Source organism: Mesorhizobium sp. P160927, assembly GCF_057766385.1.
Genome location: NZ_JBYMDW010000001.1, coordinates 1,586,935 through 1,607,858 on the forward strand (window position 1 = coordinate 1,586,935; position 20,924 = coordinate 1,607,858).

Genomic DNA, 20,924 nt, shown 5'->3' on the forward strand with positions numbered 1-20,924 from the left:
CGCGACATGCTGTAGGTCAGTGTAGATTGGCGACGCGCCGGACCTCGTCGGTGGCGTGCCTGTCACCAGCGCTGAATTTGAGCGGCGCCGGCCGGCCGAACAGATAGCCCTGCACCACTTCGCAACCGGCTGCCCGCAGCAGTGTCGCCTGGTTCTCGGTCTCGACGCCCTCGGCAATGATGCTGACGCCTAGCGCCCGTGAAAGCCCGACAATGGTCGATACGACCGCGCCGGAGCTCGCATCGGTATCGATGCGGCTAACGAAGGAGCGGTCGATCTTCAGCTTGCCGAACGAGAAGTCGATCAGATAGCTGAGGTTGGAATAGCCGGTGCCGAAATCATCGACGGCGACCGAGATCCCAATCTCGGCGAGTTCTTTCAGGATGGCGGCCGCGCGGTCGCGGTCTTGCATCATCGCCGTCTCGGTGACTTCCAGTTCCAGCCGTGACGGCTTGATGCCGGTGCTCCGCATCGTGTCGCGCACAAGGCCGACGAAATCCTTGGTCATGAACTGGACCGGCGAGATGTTGACGGCGACGAAACAGTCGTCCGGCAGATGGCGGGCATCGCTACAGGCCTTGCGCAGCACCCATTCGCCGATCGGATTGATCATGCCGGTCTCCTCGGCGATCTGGATAAACTCCATCGGAGGGATCATGCCGCGTTCGGGATGCTGCCACCGGATCAACGCCTCGTAGCCGACGATGCGGCCGGTCGGAAGGTCGAGCTGCGGCTGATAATGCAGGTCGAAATCGCCGCGCTCGAATGCATTGTGCAGTTCGGACTCGACCCATTGGCGATGGTCGGCCACCCGCCCCATCTCGCTGTTGAAGACCGACCAGTTGCCAACCCCGCTGGCGCGCGCATTCTGCAGCGCCAGGTTGGAACGGCGCAGGATGAGGACCGGATCGATCCCATCCTTGGGCATCGCCACGATGCCCACCGACAGGCTCACCGATTGCTGGTGGGTGCTGAGTTCATACGGCTCCATCATCTCGTCGATGAGCCTCTCGATCATGCTTTCCAGGGTCCCCTGGATCTGATGATCGGGAAGCAGCACCGCGAACTCGCCGGTGCCGATCCGCCCGATCAGCGCGCGCGGCGGCACGCAGTCGTGCAGCCGCTTGGTGAAGGCGCGGATCAGTTCGTCACCCTGGGTGTAGCCGATCGCGTCGTTGATCTGCTTGAAGCGGTCGATGTCGATGTCGATCAGGAACATCGGTTCCCCGGTGCGGCTTGTAGCGCATGCCGCCTCGGCGATCTTGCCGACCATCGCCGGGCGGGCCAGCAGTCCGGTCAGCTTGTCGAAATGGGTTTCGTTGAAGACGAAATTCGCCGATTCATCGACACCAGCAAAGAAGGACATTGCCGCCACCGATGCGGCCAGCGCACAAAGCGCGGCCATGACCGACACCATCATATCAGCCGATATGCCGGCAAATCCGTCGCCGAGACCGTGCTTCAAGCCCCAGAGTCCGAGGACGAAACTGCCAATGCCCGAACTCGCTATCGTGAGCAGTCGGAACACGGGTGTTCGCTTCGGGTTGCTGGCGGCAGGCATGAAAAGGTCCCCAGATGGGAAGCTTTATAGCGGAAACCTCCTTAAAATGAGTTTCCGCGAATGAATCCAATTTTACTGGAGAGGATTATTTTCTTTACTGCCAAAAGACCCGCGTGACCGGGGCCGCTCGTTAGTCGCGCCCGCCATCCGTCTGCTTCAACTCGTCGAGCGTCGGCATCGACACGATATGGTAGCCGGAATCGACATAGTGGATTTCGCCTGTGACGCCGGAAGCAAGGTCGGACAGGAGATAGAGCGCGGAGCCGCCGACCTCGTCGATCGTCACGGTCCGGCGCAGCGGCGAGTTCCGTTGCTGGTAGGAGAACATGTGGCGGGCGTCCGAAATGCCGGCGCCGGCCAGTGTACGCACCGGACCGGCCGAGATGCCGTTGACCCGGATGCCGCGCGGACCGTAGTCGTTGGCGAGGTAGCGCACGCTGGCCTCCAGGCCAGCCTTGGCGACGCCCATGACATTATAGTTCGGCATGACGCGGACCGAGCCGGCATAGGTCAGCGTGATCATCGAGCCGCCGGCAGTCATCAAGGGCGCGGCATTGCGCGCCACCTCGGTGAAGGAATAGCAGGAGATCACCATGGTGCGGACGAAATTGTCCCGGCTGGTATCGGCATAGAGGCCTTTCAACTCGTTCTTGTCGGAAAAGCCGATGGCATGGACGACGAAGTCCAGTCCACCCCACGCCTTGCCAAGCGTCTCGAACGTGGCGGCGACCGAAGCGCTGTCCTCGACGTCGCAGGGAACGACCAGCGAAGCGCCGAGCTTGTCGGCGAGCGGCTTGACCCGGCGGCCAAAAGCCTCGCCCTGGTAGGTGAAGGCCAGTTCCGCCCCCTGTTCGGACAATTTCCTGGCAATGCCCCAGGCGATCGAATGATCGTTGGCAACACCCATGACAAGCCCGCGCTTGCCCATCATCAATCCGTCCATGGCCGGCAATCCTTATATGAAAAACTTGGCCTTATGCGGAGTAGCGCTGGAAAACGAGCGTCGCGTTGGTGCCGCCGAAACCGAAGGAGTTCGACAGAACGGTGTCGATCCCTGCGTTGTCGATGCGCTTGCGTACGATCGGCATGCCCTCGAATTCCGGATCGAGCGTCTCGATGTGGGCGCTTTCGCCGATGAAGCCGCCTTGCATCATCAAGATCGAATAGATGGATTCCTGCACGCCCGCCGCGCCCAGAGAATGGCCGGTCAGCGACTTCGTCGACGTGATGAACGGCATCTTCTCGCCAAACACTTCACGGATCGCTCCCATTTCCTTGGAATCGCCGACCGGCGTCGAGGTGCCGTGGGTGTTGATATAGTCGACCGGCGTGGAAACCGTCGCCAGCGCCTGGCGCATGCAGCGGACCGCGCCTTCGCCCGAGGGCGCAACCATGTCGAAACCGTCCGAAGTGGCGCCGTAGCCGACGATCTCCGCGTAGATCTTGGCGCCGCGCGCCTTGGCGTGCTCCAGTTCTTCCAGCACCAGGACGCCGGCGCCGCCGGCTATGACGAAGCCGTCGCGATTGGCGTCGTAGGCGCGCGATGCGGTCGGGGCCCTGTCGTTGAACTTCGACGACATGGCGCCCATGGCGTCGAACAGGTCCGACATCGTCCAGTCGAGATCCTCGTGGCCGCCGGCAAAGACCATGTCCTGCTTGCCCCACTGGATCAGCTCGTAGCCATTGCCGATGCAATGCGCCGAGGTCGAGCAGGCCGAGGATATCGAATAGTTGACGCCATGGATCTTGAACCATGTGGCCAAGGTTGCCGAGGCCGTCGACGACATCGCCTTCGGCACCGCGAAGGGACCGATGCGTTTGGGGCTGCCGTTCTTGAGCGTGGTTTCGGCCGCCTCGACGATGGTACGGGTGGAGGGACCGCCCGAACCCATGACGATGCCGGTGCGCTCGTTGGTGATGTCGCTCTCGTCGAGGCCGGCATCCGCGATCGCCTGGTCCATGGCGACGTGATTCCAGGCCGCGCCCTGGCTCAGGAATCGCATCGCGCGGCGATCGATCATCGCCGAGGGGTCGAGCGTCGGCGCGCCCCAGACCTGGCACCGGAAGCCATGTTCGGCAAAGGAATCGGAAAAGCTGATGCCGGATCTGGCGTCATGCAGCGAGGTCTGCACCTCGTTGGCATTGTTGCCGATCGACGACACGATGCCGAGGCCTGTGACTACGACACGTCTCATTCGCAACTCCTTCCAGGGATGCTGGCCAATGGGCGGGCCAGGGCTGCGGTCAAGCGACCGCCGACTGCTTGGACAGACCCACCTTCAGGTCCGTCGCCGCATATATGGGCTCGCCATCCGCCTTCATCCAGCCATCGGCGATGCCGAGCACCAGCCGGCCGCGCATCACACGCTTGAAATCAACGCCATACTCGACCTTCTTGACCGATGGCGTGACCATGCCCTTGAACTTGACCTCTCCGGTTGACAGCGCCATTCCCTTGCCGGGTTCGCCAAGCCAGCCCAGATAGAAGCCGGTTAATTGCCACAGCGCGTCAAGGCCGAGACAGCCCGGCATGATCGGATTGCCGATGAAATGGCAGGCAAAGAACCACAGGTCGGGCTTGATATCGAATTCCGCGCGAATGAAACCCTTGTCGAAGGCGCCGCCGGTCTCGCTGACCTCGGTGATACGGTCGAACATCAGCATTGGCGGGTAGGGCAACTGGGCATTGCCCTCTCCGAACAGCTCGCCGCGAGCGCAGGCCAGCAATTCTTCGTAGTCGTAGCTGGATTTCGAACCCGCCATGAATTTCGTCCCCATATCGTCCGGGCGGTAGCGCGCCCTTGTCGTTGGTGTCCTAACACAATCTGTTTCTGGCCGGAAACCGGCGTTTGCGCTTAACCCGCCAGTCTGCCCGGGTCAATGCGCGCTATTGATCGCATTCGGGCGACAGAATATATGTCAACAGGGGTCCGGTTCCGGCAGATATTCATTTTTTTGCCATTCTGGGCGTGTCTTGAAGCGGGACTGCGAGCTTGGAAGACCAGATGGACCGGGGCTGCCGGAAGGAAAACGTCGCTGTGGACAAGCGGGTACGTGAAGCCGGCCTGAGGCCGACCCGTCAGCGCATTGCGCTGGCCGACCTGCTTTTCGCCAAGGGCGACCGCCATTTGTCGGCTGAGGAACTACATGAGGAGGCGCAGGCCGCCGACGTGCCGGTATCGCTGGCCACCGTCTACAACGCGCTTCACCAGTTTACCCAGGCGGGACTGCTGCGCATTCTCGCCGTCGAGGGTTCCAAGACCTACTTCGACACCAACACCTCCGACCACCACCATTTCTACATCGAAGGCGAAAACAGGATTTTCGACATCGCCAACGGCCCGGTAACCGTCACCAACCTGCCGGAGCCGCCCGAAGGCATGGAGATCGCCAATGTCGATATCGTGGTGAGGCTGCGTCCCAAGCGTCGGGAATGATCGGCAAGGGCGGAACAATCGGTCCGGCCCGGATAATCGGTCTGAGATGAAATCTCTCGATTGGACAGTCCGGCTCGAATGGGCCGTCGCGGCGGCCGCCGCAATCGTCTTCTATGGCGCGACAGGCGCTTCCTGGTGGCTCTTCGCGTTGCTCATCCTGGCGCCGGACCTGTCGATGCTGGGTTATCTCGGCGGCTCGCGCGTCGGCGCCATTGCCTACAACGCCTTGCACATTCTGATCGTGCCGGTGCTCCTGTTGCTTGCCGGGCACCTCGCCGGTAGTGCGGTCGGCAGCGCCCTAGCACTGATCTGGATTGCCCATATCGCGATCGACCGCGCGCTGGGCTACGGCTTGAAGCTGTCAACAGGATTTCAGGATACCCATCTCGGCCGTATCGGGCGCAAAAGCGAGACGTTCAGTCCTTGACCCGCTCGCCCGGATAAGCGCCCCAGACGACCGACTGGGCGAGCCAGCCGGTGTGGCCGTCGAACGTCATCTCGCACCACTGGCCGTCGCAGGCTTTGATCGTGCCCATGACGCCGGGTTCTACGATCGCCACCACCCTGGCATCCTTTTCGGGGCTCTTGAGAAGGTTGATCTGGCCGCCCTTGCCGCGCTGCCAGGGAGCGACGATTGCGGTACGCCGGCCCGAAAGCAGCGACTGGTTGATCCATCCTTCCGAGCCGTCGGCGTCGCGCACGCGCCGCCACGTATCGAACTCCTGGATGATTTCCATGGGCAGGCCAGCCTTCATATACATCCAGTCGACCGAATAGTTGGCGCCGGGACCGACACGCGAGTTAACGCGGCCGGATTTCAGGCTCACGAATTGCGGCAGCGGCAGGCCGCTCGGTCCGAGCGTGATGGCGCCCTGGGCGGGAGCGGCCGCGCTTTGCGCGTCGGCAAGCGGAGTATAGAGAAGAGCGCCGAGAAATGCTGCGCTGAGGGCCAGGCGAAGCGACGCGAAACCAGACACTTTCGTTCCTTTCGGCACCGGCCCGATGGCTGCGGCACCCCTTTTTCTTTGTCTTCGGCGGCACCGCTTGTTACATGGGTAAATCGGCTACCGCGACCGGCTTTCAGTTTCGCCTGTCTTGGTTAAAGAGGTCTCAACGAGGGAAACAATGGTAGGCAAAAAGAAGCCTCTCGTGGTCATCACGCGAAAGCTGCCCGACCCGGTCGAGACCCGCATGCGCGAGCTGTTCGACGCGAGGCTGAATGTCGAGGACAGGCCGATGACGCAGCCGGAACTGGTCGCAGCGGTCAAGGAAGCCGACGTGCTGGTGCCGACCGTGACCGACCAGATCGACGCCGCACTGATTGCCCAGGCCGGCGACAATCTCAAGCTGATCGCCAACTTCGGCAACGGCGTCGACAAGATCGATGTGGCGGCGGCGGCCAAGAGGGGCATCACCGTCACCAACACGCCCAACGTACTCACCGAAGATACCGCCGACATGACCATGGCGCTGATGCTGGCGGTGCCGCGCCGGCTGGCGGAAGGCGCCAATGTGCTCACGGGCGACAAGAAATGGGCCGGCTGGTCGCCGACCTGGATGCTTGGCCGGCGCATCTGGGGCAAGCGGCTCGGCATTGTCGGCATGGGCCGCATCGGCACCGCCGTTGCCAGGCGAGCCAAGGCTTTCGGCCTGTCCATTCACTATCACAACCGGCATCGTGTGCTGCCGGCGGTCGAGGATGGGCTGGAGGCGACCTATTGGGAGAGTCTCGACCAGATGCTGGCCCGCATGGACATCATCTCGGTCAATTGTCCCTCGACACCCGCCACCTTTCATCTTCTGTCGGCGCGGCGGCTGGCGTTGCTGCAGCCCACCGCCTATATCGTCAACACTGCCCGCGGCGACATCATCGACGAAGAAGCGCTGGTCAAACTGATCCAGGACGGCAAGATCGCCGGCGCCGGCCTGGACGTTTACGAGCACGAACCGGCCCTGAACGGCAAGCTCTTGAAGCTCGCCGCCAGGAACAAGGTCGTGCTTCTGCCGCATATGGGCTCGGCCACGCTCGAGGGCCGCATCGACATGGGCGAGAAGGTCATCATCAATATCCGCGCCTTCGTCGATGGCCATCGCCCGCCGGACCGCGTGCTGCCGCTCAGGACCTGAAAACCTTCCAGGCGCTGGCTCTCATAAACCGAAGCTTACGAAATGGTCTTGCGCATGGTGATGGACGTCGGCCTGTCATAGCCCTGATGCGCCGTCCGTTCGGTTTCGTAAAAGCCGAGCCGGGCAAAGGCGGCATGATTTGCAGTCAGCTCGATCCTCGTCTCCAGTTCGATGTCGGCCTTGCCGCGGCTGCGGGCCAGATCTTCGGCCGCTTGCATCAGCCGCCGGCCAATGCCTTGCCCCTGGCGGTCCGGGGCGACGGCGAGCTTGCCGACATAAAGACCCTCGACCCTTTCAAGAGCAAAAACGCAGCCCACGATCCTGTCGCCGTCGAGCGCCACAAAGCCTGTCTCCCGCAGGGCCTTGGCGCGCAGTGCTTCGACTGTGAGCAGGTGAGCCGACGATGGCGGGTCGATGATGCCGTCCATGAGGGCGAAAGCATGCATGATCAAGGCAAGCACATCACCCCAGCGGCCGAAATCGGCGGGGATTTGCATGATTGAAACAGGGGGCTGTTCCAAGATCAGCGTCTCTTGTAGCGGATCGTCTCGAAGCGGGCGGCGAGCGCATCGTAAAGCAGCAGCCGGCCAATCAGCGGCTCGCCTATGCCGGTGATCAGCTTGATCGCCTCCATCGCCTGCAGCGTGCCGACGACCCCGGTCAGCGCGCCGAGCACTCCGGCCTCCGCACAGGACGGCACCAGGCCCGGCGGCGGGGCTTCGGGAAACAGATCCCGATAGCTCGGGTTCGGCTTGCCGTCCCTGCCGTCCTCGAACGGCTTCAACACGGTGACCGAGCCATCGAAACGTCCGACGGCCGCATGCACCAGCGGCTTCCCTTCGCTGGCGCAGGCATCGGCAACCACGTAACGCGTCTCGAAATTGTCGGACCCGTCGACGACGATATCGTACTTGGCGACGAGGGCAGGGGCGTTTTCCGCGGTGAGTCGAAACGTGTGCGTTTCGACCGATGTGTTGGGATTGATGCGGGCGATCGCAGCCCCTGCACTCTGGGTTTTCAGCATGCCGACCATATCGGTGCCGTGAATGACCTGCCGTTGTAGGTTGGAGAGCGAAACAGTGTCGTCGTCGACAATGCCGAGCGTGCCGACACCGGCCGCGGCGAGATATTCAAGCACCGGCGCCCCGAGCCCGCCAGCGCCGATCACCAGCACCCGAGCCTGCTTGAGCTTCTGCTGGCCAGCGCCGCCGACCTCGGGCAGCACGATGTGGCGGGCATAGCGTTCGATCTCGTCGGCGGTGAGCGCGGTACTCATATCAGGACCATATAGCGGTCGAAAAACCTTGTCAGGGGTCTTCGGTTGGCCCAACCGTGCCATGGTCGACCGTCAGGAACTGCGCGCGGCCATGCAGGCTGGAAAACAGCGCCGCATCGGTGCCCGTCATGAAAGCCTGGCAGTTCAGGTCTTCCAGGATCGAGAACAATGCCGCGCGCCGGCCGCCATCGAGATGCGCCGCGATCTCGTCGAGCAGCAGGATCGGCGTCAGGCCGGACATTTCGCCGGTCAGCCGGGCATGCGACAGCACGATACCGATCAGCAACGCCTTCTGTTCGCCGGTCGAACAGAGTTCGGCCGGCGTTGCCTTGGGCCGGTGCCGGACCATGAGGTCCGAGCGGTGCGGACCCTCGAGGGTGCGTCCGGCGGCGCGGTCCCGGTCGCGGCCATCGGCAAGCGCCCGTCGGAACCGCTCCTCGACATCGACCGCCGGTGCACCGGCAATCTCGGCCTCCAACTCACCCGAAAGGCCGATATCGGCCTGCGGAAACGGTCCGGTGTCGGGCAGCCGGTCGATCATGGCCACCAGCAGGCGCACCAACTCGGCGCGCGCGGCCGCTATCGCGACGCCGGTCTCGGCCATCTGCGTCTCTATCGCCTCGAACCAGCTGGCATCCCGCGAGGCTTCCGTCAGCAAGCGGTTACGGCCTCGCATCGCCTTCTCGTAATCGAGTGCGCGCTGGCCATGGCCGGGATCGATCGCCAGAACCAGCCGGTCGAGAAAGCGCCGGCGATCCGCTGCCGGCCCGGTGAACAGCGAATCCATCGCCGGCGTCAGCCACACCACCCGCAGCCATTCCAGCATGTCCTCGGCCCGCGCCGCGGCTCCATTTATACGCACCCGCCTGCCGCTCTCCGCGGTGTCGCCTCCGGAAATGCCTGTGCCGATCTCGACCTCGCCTTCAGGTCCGTCGAGCCGTGCATGCAGGGCAAAACCGCCATCGCCACCCTCACGGGCCACATCCCCGTAGGCTGCGCGGCGCAAGCCGCGTCCCGGTGTCAAAAAGGAGATCGCTTCGAGGAGATTGGTCTTGCCGGCACCATTGTCGCCGGAAAAGACCACGGCGCCCGGCGCGACATCTATCGCAAGGGTCGCATAGTTGCGAAAATTGGTAAGCGTGAGCTTACTTATGTGGGTTTGTGCCGGCAACCGCTATCCGCCTTTAGAAGTCGCCGCAACCAAGGCCTAGTCGTATTGCCAGCGACGCCGCGCCGGCTATACCCGCATCGGCATCAGCACGTAAAGCGCGGTCTCGTCGGCCATGTCGTGGATCAGCGTCGGCGAACCGGCATCGGCCAACATGAATTTGGCCTCCGTGCCGGTCAATTGCGCGGCGACATCGAGCAGGTATTTGGCGTTGAAGCCGATCTCGATCGGGTCGGCTGAATAGTCGGCCGCCAGTTCTTCCGTGGCGCTGCCTGAATCCGGATTGTTGACCGCAAGCGTCACCTGGCCTTCGCTGATCGAGAGCTTCACCGCCCGGCCGCGTTCGGAAGAGATGGTCGAGACCCGGTCGACCGCGGCGGCGAAGCTTTGGCGGTCGAGGATCAGCTTCTTGTCGTTGCCGGTCGGAATGACCCGCTGATAGTCCGGGAAGGTGCCGTCGATCAGCTTCGAGGTGAGGACGACGCTGCCGATGGTGAAGCGGATTTTGGTGTCGGACAACTCGGTGGTCACGGCGACATCCGGATCGTCGACCAGTTTCTGCAGCTCGCTCACTGTTTTGCGCGGAATGATGATGCCCGGCATGCCCTCGGAGCCAGCCGGCGCGTCAATCTCGGCGCGCGCCAGGCGATGGCCGTCGGTTGCCACCGAGCGCAGCTTCAGCTTGCCGCCGACCTCATGCGTGTGCAGGTAGATGCCGTTAAGATAGTAGCGCGTCTCCTCGGTGGAGATGGCGAACTGCGTCTTCTCGATCAGACCCTTCAGCGCCACCGCATCGAGGCGGAAGATGTGCGAGAAGGATCCGGCCGAAAGCTCGGGAAAGTCGGATTGCGGCAGGCACTGCAGGCGGAAGCTCGAGCGGCCCGACGTCACCGTCATGGCGTTGCCGTCCTCGTCCGTCTTCAGCATTACCTCGGCACCGTCCGAGAGCTTTCGCACGATGTCATAGAGCAGGTGCGCGGGGACCGTCGTCGCCCCGCCGCGCTCGACCTTGGCGGGCGTCGCTTCCGTCACCTCCAGGTCGAGGTCGGTGGCCTTCATTTCGAGGCTGGCGCCGTCCGCGCTGAGCAACACGTTCGACAGGATCGGTATGGTGTTGCGCCGTTCGACCACGCGGTGCACGTGGTTGAGCGACTTCAGGAGATTTGATCGTTCCAGAATAACACGCATGACGAAACAGGCTCGCTTGAATGAATGAACGGGTCTCCGGCTGCCGGCGCCCCGCGAAAGCTCTGAACAGGCTTCAGAATCTACGCAAACTGACAGGAAAAAGCCAGTGAACGCAAGCCCGCGCCACCGGTTCGGGCCGGTTGCGCGGGCTTTCTGGGGATAAAGCTGGCCAACCCCGCAAGCGGCCGGTTTCTGACCGGTCAGGCCTGGTCGTTGATCAGCCTTCTCAGCAATTCCAGTTCCTGCGCCAGCGTGTTGTCATTGCCGGAAAGGTCCTCGATCTTGCGCACGGCGTGCAGCACCGTCGTGTGATCGCGGCCACCGAAGCGCCTTCCGATTTCCGGCAGCGAGCGCGGCGTCATCACCTTCGACAGATACATGGCGACCTGTCGCGGCTTGACGATGGTGCGCGTGCGCCGATTGGACAGCAATTCCGTCTTCGAGACGTTGTAGTGGCGCGCCACGATGCGCTGGATGTCCTCGATGCGGACCCGCTTCGGCTCGCCCGTGCGATAGATGTGGCCGAGGATCTCGTCGATGCGATCGATGGTGATCTGCGGCTCGAACGACTGGCGAAACAGGAGCTGGTTGAAGGCGCCCTCCAGTTCACGTCCGCTGCCGGTCACGGTCCGGGCAACGTGGTTGAGGATCTCTTCGGAAATGCCCAGCGATGCATCGTCGATCCTGGCCGTGGCCAGACGCAGTTTGAGCATGCCGAGCCGCATGGCGAAATCGGGCGCCGACATTTCGAGGGCGACGCCGCCATTGAGACGCGAACGGACCCGCGGTTCGAGGGATTCCAGCTCCGACGGTGGACGGTCGGCGGCAACGACGACCTGCTTGGCGCTGTCGAGCAGCATGTTGATCAGATGACAGAATTCATGCTGGATCGATTTGCCCTGCAGGAATTGCATGTCGTCGATGATCAAGAGATCGATGTCGCGCAACTGCTCCTTGAGCGTCAGTGCGTTGTTGTCGCGGATCGCCGTGGCGAAGCGCCACATGAAATACTCCGCGGTGAGGTAGACCACGCGTGACTTCGGGTTCTGCTTCAGCGATTCCGCCGCGATGGCCTGCAGCAGGTGCGTCTTGCCGAGCCCGACGGTGGCATGCAGGAAAAGCGGATTGAAGCGTACCGCGCTCGACTGCGATTCCGCCACGGCCTTGGCGGCGGCGAAGGCGACCCGGTTCGACGGTCCCTCGATGAAGGAGCCGAACGTGTAACGCGGATCAAGCGGTGATCCCAGAACATTGTGGCGGAACTCGCTCTCGACCGGCACGCCCGGACGCGGCATCGGAGACCGCTCCACCCTACCTGGACTGACGGTGCCGGCGGCCAGCGCCGTCTGCGTCTGCCGCGTCATCTTGCGGGCCGGCGCCAATTCCGGTTCGGGCTGGCCCCGCCCCTGACGGGTTGCGGTGCGCACGACGATTTCGATCTTGAGAAGCTCGGGATCCTCGTGCTTCCACAGCTCTGAAATGAGATCATGATAGTGGCCGTTGATCCACGAGCGCAGGAAGGCGGTGGGCACGGAGATGCGGACAATGCCCTTGGACGCTTCCGCGACCTTCATGCGTCCAAACCAGCTGGAATAGACTTCGGTTCCCAGGCGCGCCTTCAACTGGGCCTTGACCCGGTCGAACTTCTGCTCCGCGTCGCTGGAGACCGCCATCTCGTTTGCTCCGATCAAAGTTCCAGGAAATGGGAGGTCGCCCGTAAGCTCCCTTTCGATGCCGCTCTGCATGATCGAGTTCCTTGCCTTTCTGTACCTGTTTTTCGCTGGGGATGCGCCTCCTGCATCCTTTTCCGGCGACCGTGTCTTCGCTACGATGCCCATTGCCGCCGCCGGCAATGAGCGTCGCCCACTATCCGGCGGGAACCGGTGCCGGCCCATGGAAGCCAGTCCGCGTTGGGTATGTCAGGGCAATACAACACCGTCCGGCGAAAGAGCGCCGGCGCGCCGTCCTACCTGCCATGTGTCTAGTTACGCCAGTCCCCTACCGTATCGAAAAAGAGCAAACCATACCCGTTCGCGGACTTGATCCACGTCGCAAATCCCGCCAATTTAAGCTGGCCGCGTAAGGCTGGGTTAAGGGCCAGAGGCCCACCCCGTTCGATAGATCGACATTACCGAAATCGCTGTGGATAGGGCAAGGCCACGTCTAACGGATTTTTAAGGAATCTGGTTACCTCGGCCGGGTTGGAGCGCCATGCCGCGGCGGCATATTTTGACAAAGCCATTGGGATTCAAACCCTTTTCCGACGAATATGAAAAAGCCGGGCCGGCGCGAAATTTTCTGAAATAATTCACTTGACAGCCAGTTGTCCTCCTGACCCTTCGGCGCGCTGTGGACAAGCTGTGGATGACTGTCGCTAACTGCTTGCGAACAAACAGCTATTTGTGCGGGGCGGAGTTTTCTCGGTCGGCGCTTTTGAAGCGCGCCGATCATCAGCGGGCATGTATGTGCCGGCAAACCATTTCGAACTCGGGAACCTGAACTTGGGGCTGTCTGCGGTTATTCTTTTTAAGTACTTGCCGGCAAACGAAAAAACCCGGCGCGATCGGCCGGGTTCGAAGAAGATCTCCTGAAAAGTCGATATCAGGCCGACAGCACCTTGAGGCGCTGGGCGAGGCGCGACACCTTGCGAGACGCTGTGTTCTTGTGCATCACGCCCTTGGTCGCGGCGCGCATCAATTCCGGCTCGGCTGCCTTGAAGGCGGCCTGCGCGGCCGCCTTGTCGCCGGAGGCGAGTGCCTCCTCGACCTGGCGGACGTAGGTGCGGACGCGCGAGCGGCGGTTTTTGTTGATCGCTGCGCGGCGGGCGATCTTGCGCGTTGCCTTTTTGGCCGAGGATGTGTTGGCCATGATGCCTCTCTTCTGATCTGGTCGGCGCACGCGGCGTGCCGCAGGGCGCAAAAAACAAACGGGCAGCCACGGGGCCGCCTCGGTTGGTGCGGCTTATAGTTCAGCTTTTCCGGCGCGTCAACGCCGACTGGCGTTCTTTTTGCCGATGCCACGGGTTTCGGACGCTGGCCCGCCACGCCCTACCGGTTGGTGAAATTCGGCTTCCGTTTTTCGGCGAACGCCGCCATCCCTTCCTTCTGGTCTTCGAGCGCGAAAAGCGAGTGGAACAGGCGGCGTTCGAATCGCAATCCTTCGGCAAGCGTCGTCTCATACGCGCGGTTCACCGCTTCCTTGGCCATCATCACCGATGGGAGCGAGAAATCCGCGATTTTGGCCGCCGCCTTGACGGCCTCTTCGACCAGTTCGGCGGCCGGAACGACCCGCGACACCAGGCCCGAACGTTCGGCCTCGGCGGCATCCATCATCCGTCCGGTCAGGCACATGTCCATTGCTTTCGATTTGCCGACGAACCGGGTCAGGCGTTGCGACCCGCCCATGCCGGGAATGACACCGAGCGTGATCTCGGGCTGGCCGAATTTGGCTGTATCGGCGGCAATGATGAAGTCGCACATCATGGCGAGTTCGCAGCCGCCTCCCAGGGCATAGCCGGCCACCGCCGCGATGATCGGCTTTCGTGCCCGCGTGAACTCTTCCCAGCCAGCGAAGAAGTCCTGGCTGTAGGCATCCGCGTAGGAGATCGCCTGCATTTCCTTGATGTCGGCACCGGCGGCGAAGGCCTTGTCGGAACCGGTAACAACCATGGCGCCGATGCCAGGATCGGCGCAGAAACCGCTCACGGCCGAGACGAGTTCAGCAAGGATCTGAGAATTCAAGGCATTGAGCGCCTTTGGCCGGTTCAGCGTGATCAGCCCGACCTTGCCACGCGTCTCGATGATGATCGTTTCATGGTCCATGGGCTGCTTCTCCTTGCTCGACGGCGGTCTAGCTTACCTCTGACAGGTCCGGCAATAGAAGGTCGAGCGTCCGCTCTGCACGATACGTTCGACCTGGCCGCTGCAGCCGGGCTTGGGGCAAGGCTCACCCTCGCGGTCGTAGACGGCGAAGGAATGCTGGAAATAGCCCAGCGACCCATCGGTGTGCATGTAGTCCCGCAGTGAAGACCCGCCGGCAGCGATGGCGTCCGCGATGACCGAACGGATTGCCTCGGCGAGGCATTCGCTTTGTTCCCTGGCCTTCTTGCCTGGCTTGGCGATGGTGCCTGCCTCGCGCAGGGGTGACAGGCCTGCGCGCCAGAGCGCCTCCGAGACGTATATATTTCCTAAGCCGGCGATCAGCCTCTGGTCGAGAAGCGCTGCCTTGAGCGGCGCTCTGCGGCCTTTCAGCAGCGAGGCAAGCAGAACGCCGTCCAGCGCATTGCCGGTGGGCTCGACACCCAGTCCGTCCAGCATCGGATGCGTCTCCGGCGGCTCTTCCGCAAACAGCATGAAACCGAAGCGGCGCGGGTCGTTGAAGATCACCCGGGAGCGCGCGCCGGCCGCGGAAACGACATGGAACACGACATGATCGTGCGCCGCGCTCTTCGAACGCTCATGATGGAACACGCCCGGTGTCTCGTCGTCGTCGCCGGTCTCGATGCGAAAGGAGCCCGACATGCCGAGGTGGCAGATCAGAACCGGACCGCCCTGCATATGCATGGTCAGATATTTGGCGCGCCGGCCAAGCGCCGTGACCGTCCTGCCCGTCAGCCGCTCCGAGAACCGTTCGGGAAAGGGGAAGCGCAGATCGGGCCGTCTCATCTCGACCCTGGCCAGATGGGCACCTTCCAGGACCGGCTGCAGGCCGCGCCGGACCGTCTCGACTTCGGGCAATTCAGGCATGGCCGCCAATGGTGGCGTGGAAGGACGTGCCGTTACGGCCGCGCGCCAGCCGCAGATGTTCGGCAACCGTCTCGCCGATATCGGCGAATGTCGCCCTCAGCCCTATGTCGCCGCCTTTGAGGCCGGGTCCAGTGCCGATGACCGGAATGCGTTCGCGCGTATGATCGGTGCCGCGCCAGGTCGGATCGTTGCCGTGGTCGGCGGTCAGGATGAGAAGGTCGCCCGGCTTCAGCTTCGCAAATGCCTCCGGCAGACGCCGGTCGAAGGCCTCGAGTGCGGCGGCATAACCGGCGACATCGCGGCGATGGCCGAATTCGGTGTCGAAATCGACGAAATTGGCGAACACGAGGTCACCGTCGCCGGCCTCGTCCATGGCGCCCAGCGCCTGGTCGAACATGGCCATGTTGCCTGCCGCCTTGCGCACTTGTGAAACCCCGCGATGGGCGAAGATGTCGCCGATCTTGCCAACGGCGATGACGCGGCTGCCGCGCGCCGTCAGCCGGTCGAGCAATGTCGGTTCGGGCGGCGGCACGGCGTAGTCGTGGCGGTTGTAGGTTCGTTCGAAGGTGGCTGATGTTTCACCGACGAAGGGGCGCGCGATCACCCGTCCGATCCTCAGCGGGTCAACCAGCCGGCGCACCACCTGGCACAACTCATAGAGCCGCTCCAGGCCGAAATGGGCCTCATGAGCGGCGATCTGCAGGACGGAATCGACCGACGTGTAGCAGATCGGCTTGCCCGTGCGGATATGTTCCTCGCCGAACCGCTCGATGATCTCGGTGCCTGGCGCATGGCAATTGCCGAGGATGCCTGAAACCTTGCCCTCGCGGATGATCGCCTCGGTCAGATCGGCCGGAAAGGCGGGAACCGTATCCGGGAAATAACCCCAGTCGAAGCGCACTGGCAGGCCTGCGATCTCCCAGTGGCCGGAAGGCGTGTCCTTGCCGCTCGAAATCTCCTGCGCCGCGCCATGGAAGGCATTGGCGAGCAGGTCCGTCCCGAAATGGGTAAAACCCAGTCCTGTCGCCGTCTCGGCCGCCTTGCCAAGTCCCAGCGATGCCATATGGGGGACGAACAGTGGTCCCTGACGAAGCCCTTCGCGATCGGCGCGCCCTTCCGCGCAAGCTTCGGCGATGTGCGCCAGCGTGTTTGCACCGGCGTCGCCATAGCGTTCTGCGTCGGCCGCGCCGCCGATGCCGAAGGAATCAAGGACAAAGAGGAATGCACGCGCCATCGGGTCATTTGTTGCCAGTGTGGACCTCAAGACATAGGGTTCCGCGGCGGCCTTGGCAATTCGGAAACCAAACGGCAATACAGGCACAAAGATCAGGTGTCGCGACCAGTTGGGCGCCCATGGACGAAACAAGAGGCAAGGCGGTCCCGTCATGAAGGGTGCGCTCAAGACATGGACTGCCCTCATGGCTGTGAACGGTGCGTTCTGCGGTGGACCGGCGTGGGCGGACTGGCGCGACGATATCGGCACATTTCGCATCGGTATCGTCGCCGAACCCGGCGCCGGCAATACCGTTCCGGGGCTGGCCGTGCTGACGCAAGCCTTTACCGATGCGCTCGGCATGAAGGTGGAATTCGTCGTTGCCCGCGATTACGCGGCACTGATCGAGGCACAGGCCAATGCGCGGATCGAATACGCCATCTATTCGGCGATCGCCTACGCCACGGCGCTGCAACGCTGCGAATGCATTGAGCCGCTCGTGGCTCCGGTCGATTTAGACGGTGCGGCCGGCATTCGCTCGGTACTGCTGACCAGGGACGGCAAATTGCCCGGCTTGGCTGACATGGAGACCCGCCGGATCGCCATGCCGCCGCCGGACAGCGTCGGCGGTTCGCTTTTGCCGCTGGCGGGCTTGGCCGCCGAACACGTCAGGATCGCCGAGGGCGCACCATTCCTTGTCCATGCCCCGTCGCCATCGGCGGCTGAAACCATGCTTGTCGACGGCGAGGCCGACGCCATGTTCGGTTGGGTGAAGGCAGCGGCCGACGGTCAGCCGCGACCGCCCGGGGGCACCCAGGCAAGGCTCGAATCATCAGGCCTTTCGGCGTCGGCTCTTCAGGTCGTGTGGACGTCGGGTCTGCTGAGATACGGTCCCCATGCGGTGCGCGGCGACCTCGATCCGGAAGCCAAGCGTCGGCTGACGGTGTTCCTCACCAATCTCAAATCGACGACGCCGGATGTCTACGATCTTCTGGAGCCGAAGCATGCCGGCGGCTTCATGCCCGTGGTTCCGAAGGACTATTCGGCGGCGGAGGCAATCGTGCGGATGGTGTCGGTGGATGGCCGGCAATAAAGTCCTTCAGCAGTCGCTGCAAGGGATCGTGACGCTTCTGCGGGGACGCAGAAAATAGGTTTCGCCCATCGGGATCTTCGTAGTGAGAGATGGGGTCAATCCAAGCTTCTGAGTGGTGTCCGGCTGCCAGTTGATAATCGGCAAATAGCCCAGATTGCTTTCCACGCGGACGAGGAACGTCCCGGGGACCCTGAGGCTTGCCGGAACCGTGGTTGCGGTGCCGGCGGTCGCTCCGACGCCATTCACACCGTTGATCGCCTTGCGCGACCACACCACCAGCACCTTCGGTGTGGGATCCGTGGTGACCTGTATGGCCGTGATGGTGATGTCCGGCACGGAGCGGCTATAGGGTTGAAGGGTCAAGGTGCCGATCTTCATGATGGCATCGAGGTCCACTTTGGCGATGGTCGGCTGTTGTGTGACGAGATCGGCGACCATGCTGCCGATACGGCTGACCTTCTTGCTCGTCTCGATGGCCTGCGAAGCCTCCATGGTCATGAAATACATGACCAGCAGGACAGGCGCGATAAGCGCGAACTCGACCGCCGCGACGCCACGACGATTGGACCAGAACTGGATTGATTTGCCCCAGAGCCCAGCAATTCCCTGATGTGCCCCCGCACGCATCATATTCACTGCCCTTTTTTAAGTTGTTGCTTCGCTGATGGTCTCAATTGTCGAACGGCTCATTCTGCCAGGTCACCGAAGCGAAATGCAGGGTTTTGTTGCCGCCCATCGACTGCGCCATCAGGTTGGTCATGATGGGCCATTTGTAGAAGACCCGCAGCATGTTCTTTGACTCCGCCGCACCCGCCGTGACGGCAAAGGGCACATCGGCGCCGCTATTCGTCAGCTGGATGTTACCGCCCTGGATCCTGAAGCCGGCCTGTGCCGCGTCCGCGAATGCTGTGTATTGGCGAAGATCGACGCTCAACTGATTGGGGCAATCCTGCGAGACGATGATTTCCAGCTTGCCGCAGATCATGTTCTTCAAATTGTCTCCGGCGACGTCGGCGGCCCTCAACTGGCCGGTGCGCAGCCGGCGCGCGACATCGTCGGTAATGTTGGCCATCACCTCCTGGCTGGCAAATGAGATGCAGCTTTCGAGGATGGCGAAGACGAGAAGCGCGAACGGCATTGCAAGCAGCGCGAACTCCAGCGCCGTGGCGCCGCGCCGGTCGCGCACGAAGCGGTGGAAAGGCCTGGCGCGCTCGATCTTGCGTTGATCTGTCGAGCCGAATTCCTTGCTCATGCGATGTTCCTGCCATCCTGACGGTGCTGACAGGTGTATTAGTGCAAACCAATTGAGGTCCGGTTTGAATGATCGTTAAACTCGGCGCAGGCATTTTAACCAGGCAGTAACCTGGGCGCTGGCGTGGCCCCCGCACGGCTTATTTGGTGACGCTCATCTCGGCTTCGGACGATTTCTCCGCGTCACTCTTGTAGGAGCTTTCGCAATAGGGCGTGCACGACATGGTCTGGACCTCCGCGCGCCGGTAAATGCGAACCGACGTGGCCGCCTGGCGGACCACGGTGACCTGTGCGTCGACGATCGGGCTGCCCTCTGGGTCAAGAACGACGAGATTGGTGACACCGAAACCCTTCCCGGTGAGCACGATCGTCGAGGCATCCTGGACGGAGGCGTCGGCGATTGCCGGGTTGCCCACGACGATCGTATCGGCGGGGCGCGACAATTTCACGATCTTGGCCTGGTTCATGGTGACCTCGATCCCGGCGCCGGCCCTGGCGGGCGCGGTCAAGCTGGCGGCGGCAAGGAGCACGGCAATCAGAATCGACGATCTCGGCACGGCCATCAAGGCGCTCCACGCAGGCGGACTGTTCAACGGAACATGAACGAGATTGGTGAACCAACGGTTAAGTTGACTTGTTGCGCCCGGATGTGGCGGTCGGCATGGCCGAGCGCATCACCAAACTCGTGCACGCGTCGCAAGCCTGCCCAAGCCCTTGCCGTTTGCGGCGTCGAGCCGCAAAACAGAACATTAGTCAACGCTTAGTGTGGAGTTAACCACGGAAGATGTTCTAGCGGGGAAAGGAATCGGTAAGGCTGTTTATTAAGCCGATCGAAAGAGCTTCTCCCTAGATTTGCAGCATCCGATCAACCATCACAGAAGTTGACGGAAGTGCTGTAACACGTGGAGTAGGAGCTCTCGAATGTCTAATCTCATCGCACGTTTCGTGAAGGACGAATCCGGCGCGACCGCCATCGAATATGGTCTGATCGCCGCTCTCATCGCGCTCGCCATCATCACCGGCGCCGGTGCGCTCGGCAATGCTATCAATGCCAAGTTCGCTGCTATCGGAACGACCCTGAATACCACCGGCACCTGATCTGCCGTATTGCTGATCGCTTAGATCTTCTGAACAAGGGCCGCCATGTGGCGGCCCTTGTTCTGTCCTGCCGTCAGTGGCGGTCCGCTCTTCGCTCTTGGCCTCATAAATCATTAACGGAACATGCCTAGACTAAAACCCCGTTGACCCGGACAATAGGCACAGCGCCGATGCTTGAAGCCCTGATTTTCGTCGTCTTCCCCTTCTGCATGCTGTTTGCAGCGATCTCCGATATGCTGTCGATGACGATCGCCAATCGCGTGCCAGTATTGCTTGTCGTCGTCTTCGCGCTGGTGGCGCCGCTGACGGGCATGGACTGGGCAGCCTATGGCGGACATTTCTCGGCTGGCGCCATCGTCCTAGCCGTGACGTTCGGCCTGTTCGCCTTGGGTGGCATGGGCGGCGGCGACGCCAAACTGCTGGCCGCCACGGCCGTGTGGATGGGGCTCAACGTGCATCTCGTTGAATATCTAGTCGTCTCGACATTCATCGGCGGCCTTCTGACAATCGCGATCCTGCTTTACCGGAAGTCGACGCTGGCGGTTTTCACCGGCCGCAATCCATTCCTGCGTCATTTCGCCGAAGAGTCGGCCGGTGTTCCCTACGGGATCGCGCTCGGCCTGGGCGGACTGCTGACCTTTCCGGATTCCCCCTTGATGGTATGGGCGCTGGCAAGGCTGGCGAACTGAATTTATCAAATTTTCGTCGGCTGGCAGTCCTTACAAGCCGCCTTGCGGAGCGGCGGCCCAGCATTTCCGCGCATGTCG

General features: G+C 62.4%; 23 protein-coding genes. 6 read left to right on the top strand and 17 right to left on the bottom strand.

Annotation, left to right across the window (positions count from 1 at the left end; all coding sequences use genetic code 11):
- Nucleotides 1-16 precede the first annotated feature (16 nt).
- The 4 genes from AC3CB8_RS07875 to fabA all read right to left on the bottom strand — a co-directional run bounded on the left by AC3CB8_RS07875 (nt 17) and on the right by fabA (nt 4,324).
- Nucleotides 17-1,561, bottom strand: a complete 1,545-nt coding sequence (locus AC3CB8_RS07875; protein ID WP_352563225.1) for a putative bifunctional diguanylate cyclase/phosphodiesterase — start codon at nt 1,559-1,561, stop codon at nt 17-19.
- A 130-nt stretch (nt 1,562-1,691) separates the two neighbouring features.
- The gene (gene fabI, locus AC3CB8_RS07880; RefSeq protein WP_023773046.1) at nt 1,692-2,504 is read right to left on the bottom strand and encodes an enoyl-ACP reductase FabI; all 813 of its coding nucleotides are present in this window, start codon (nt 2,502-2,504) and stop codon (nt 1,692-1,694) included.
- Between the two features lie 31 nt (nt 2,505-2,535).
- On the bottom strand, nt 2,536-3,756 hold the full coding sequence (gene fabB / locus AC3CB8_RS07885; protein ID WP_023773045.1) for a beta-ketoacyl-ACP synthase I: 1,221 nt from the start codon (nt 3,754-3,756) through the stop codon (nt 2,536-2,538).
- 49 nt (nt 3,757-3,805) lie between these two features.
- Nucleotides 3,806-4,324 (bottom strand): 3-hydroxyacyl-[acyl-carrier-protein] dehydratase FabA, encoded by a 519-nt coding sequence (fabA, locus tag AC3CB8_RS07890; protein ID WP_127276870.1) that lies wholly within the window; start codon nt 4,322-4,324, stop codon nt 3,806-3,808.
- Nucleotides 4,325-4,566: 242 nt separating this feature from the next.
- Here fabA and irrA point away from each other — a divergent pair, with 242 nt between their 5' ends.
- Together irrA and AC3CB8_RS07900 are read left to right on the top strand one after the other, a co-directional pair.
- Nucleotides 4,567-4,998, top strand: a complete 432-nt coding sequence (irrA, locus tag AC3CB8_RS07895; RefSeq protein ID WP_352563224.1) for an iron response transcriptional regulator IrrA — start codon at nt 4,567-4,569, stop codon at nt 4,996-4,998.
- A 46-nt stretch (nt 4,999-5,044) separates the two neighbouring features.
- Nucleotides 5,045-5,425, top strand: a complete 381-nt coding sequence (locus AC3CB8_RS07900; RefSeq protein WP_023783435.1) for a DUF4260 domain-containing protein — start codon at nt 5,045-5,047, stop codon at nt 5,423-5,425.
- Here AC3CB8_RS07900 and AC3CB8_RS07905 read toward each other — a convergent pair.
- Nucleotides 5,415-5,975, bottom strand: a complete 561-nt coding sequence (locus AC3CB8_RS07905; protein ID WP_488377276.1) for an SH3 domain-containing protein — start codon at nt 5,973-5,975, stop codon at nt 5,415-5,417. The two genes, AC3CB8_RS07900 and AC3CB8_RS07905, sit on opposite strands and share 11 nt — an antisense overlap.
- Nucleotides 5,976-6,123: 148 nt before the next feature.
- On the opposite strand from AC3CB8_RS07905, the gene AC3CB8_RS07910 reads away from it, so the two are divergent.
- Nucleotides 6,124-7,125: a 2-hydroxyacid dehydrogenase gene (locus AC3CB8_RS07910; protein ID WP_023773040.1), complete on the top strand. Its 1,002-nt coding sequence runs from the start codon at nt 6,124-6,126 to the stop codon at nt 7,123-7,125.
- 35 nt (nt 7,126-7,160) lie between these two features.
- Here the strand turns inward: AC3CB8_RS07910 and AC3CB8_RS07915 are convergent, their stop codons facing one another.
- The 9 genes from AC3CB8_RS07915 to AC3CB8_RS07955 all read right to left on the bottom strand — a co-directional run bounded on the left by AC3CB8_RS07915 (nt 7,161) and on the right by AC3CB8_RS07955 (nt 16,736).
- Nucleotides 7,161-7,622: a GNAT family N-acetyltransferase gene (locus tag AC3CB8_RS07915; protein ID WP_352563316.1), complete on the bottom strand. Its 462-nt coding sequence runs from the start codon at nt 7,620-7,622 to the stop codon at nt 7,161-7,163.
- 26 nt (nt 7,623-7,648) lie between these two features.
- Nucleotides 7,649-8,401, bottom strand: a complete 753-nt coding sequence (locus AC3CB8_RS07920; protein ID WP_352563223.1) for a molybdopterin-synthase adenylyltransferase MoeB — start codon at nt 8,399-8,401, stop codon at nt 7,649-7,651.
- A 31-nt stretch (nt 8,402-8,432) separates the two neighbouring features.
- A complete protein-coding gene (gene recF / locus AC3CB8_RS07925) occupies nt 8,433-9,572 on the bottom strand; it encodes a DNA replication/repair protein RecF (RefSeq protein ID WP_352563222.1) in 1,140 nt (379 codons plus the stop codon).
- A gap of 66 nt (nt 9,573-9,638) precedes the next feature.
- The gene (dnaN, locus tag AC3CB8_RS07930; RefSeq protein ID WP_015313988.1) at nt 9,639-10,757 is read right to left on the bottom strand and encodes a DNA polymerase III subunit beta; all 1,119 of its coding nucleotides are present in this window, start codon (nt 10,755-10,757) and stop codon (nt 9,639-9,641) included.
- Between the two features lie 200 nt (nt 10,758-10,957).
- Nucleotides 10,958-12,502, bottom strand: a complete 1,545-nt coding sequence (dnaA, locus tag AC3CB8_RS07935) for a chromosomal replication initiator protein DnaA (protein ID WP_031241021.1) — start codon at nt 12,500-12,502, stop codon at nt 10,958-10,960.
- 856 nt (nt 12,503-13,358) lie between these two features.
- Nucleotides 13,359-13,625 carry a 30S ribosomal protein S20 gene (rpsT, locus tag AC3CB8_RS07940; protein ID WP_015319343.1) on the bottom strand — a complete coding sequence of 89 codons (267 nt, stop codon included), beginning with the start codon at nt 13,623-13,625 and terminating at the stop codon, nt 13,359-13,361.
- Nucleotides 13,626-13,804: 179 nt separating this feature from the next.
- Nucleotides 13,805-14,578 (bottom strand): enoyl-CoA hydratase, encoded by a 774-nt coding sequence (locus AC3CB8_RS07945; RefSeq protein WP_352563221.1) that lies wholly within the window; start codon nt 14,576-14,578, stop codon nt 13,805-13,807.
- 33 nt (nt 14,579-14,611) lie between these two features.
- Nucleotides 14,612-15,502 (bottom strand): bifunctional DNA-formamidopyrimidine glycosylase/DNA-(apurinic or apyrimidinic site) lyase, encoded by an 891-nt coding sequence (gene mutM, locus AC3CB8_RS07950; RefSeq protein WP_352549920.1) that lies wholly within the window; start codon nt 15,500-15,502, stop codon nt 14,612-14,614.
- Complete coding sequence (locus AC3CB8_RS07955; RefSeq protein WP_352563220.1) at nt 15,495-16,736, bottom strand: phosphopentomutase; 1,242 nt, start codon at nt 16,734-16,736, stop codon at nt 15,495-15,497. The genes mutM and AC3CB8_RS07955 overlap by 8 nt, the downstream gene beginning before the upstream one ends.
- 151 nt (nt 16,737-16,887) lie before the next feature.
- On the opposite strand from AC3CB8_RS07955, the gene AC3CB8_RS07960 reads away from it, so the two are divergent.
- Nucleotides 16,888-17,808 (top strand): phosphate/phosphite/phosphonate ABC transporter substrate-binding protein, encoded by a 921-nt coding sequence (locus AC3CB8_RS07960; protein WP_488377277.1) that lies wholly within the window; start codon nt 16,888-16,890, stop codon nt 17,806-17,808.
- A 6-nt stretch (nt 17,809-17,814) separates the two neighbouring features.
- Here AC3CB8_RS07960 and AC3CB8_RS07965 read toward each other — a convergent pair whose 3' ends face one another.
- The 3 genes from AC3CB8_RS07965 to AC3CB8_RS07975 form a co-directional block, all read right to left on the bottom strand.
- Entirely contained in the window at nt 17,815-18,438 is a 624-nt protein-coding gene (locus AC3CB8_RS07965; RefSeq protein ID WP_352563315.1) for a TadE/TadG family type IV pilus assembly protein, read from the bottom strand.
- A gap of 40 nt (nt 18,439-18,478) precedes the next feature.
- Nucleotides 18,479-19,060 carry a TadE/TadG family type IV pilus assembly protein gene (locus tag AC3CB8_RS07970; protein ID WP_023773029.1) on the bottom strand — a complete coding sequence of 194 codons (582 nt, stop codon included), beginning with the start codon at nt 19,058-19,060 and terminating at the stop codon, nt 18,479-18,481.
- A gap of 139 nt (nt 19,061-19,199) precedes the next feature.
- The gene (locus AC3CB8_RS07975; RefSeq protein ID WP_023773028.1) at nt 19,200-19,622 is read right to left on the bottom strand and encodes a pilus assembly protein N-terminal domain-containing protein; all 423 of its coding nucleotides are present in this window, start codon (nt 19,620-19,622) and stop codon (nt 19,200-19,202) included.
- Between the two features lie 358 nt (nt 19,623-19,980).
- On the opposite strand from AC3CB8_RS07975, the gene AC3CB8_RS07980 reads away from it, so the two are divergent.
- Both AC3CB8_RS07980 and AC3CB8_RS07985 read left to right on the top strand, forming a co-directional pair.
- Nucleotides 19,981-20,157, top strand: a complete 177-nt coding sequence (locus tag AC3CB8_RS07980; RefSeq protein ID WP_023773027.1) for a Flp family type IVb pilin — start codon at nt 19,981-19,983, stop codon at nt 20,155-20,157.
- Nucleotides 20,158-20,327: 170 nt separating this feature from the next.
- Complete coding sequence (locus tag AC3CB8_RS07985) at nt 20,328-20,846, top strand: A24 family peptidase (RefSeq protein WP_023773026.1); 519 nt, start codon at nt 20,328-20,330, stop codon at nt 20,844-20,846.
- Nucleotides 20,847-20,924 lie beyond the last annotated feature (78 nt).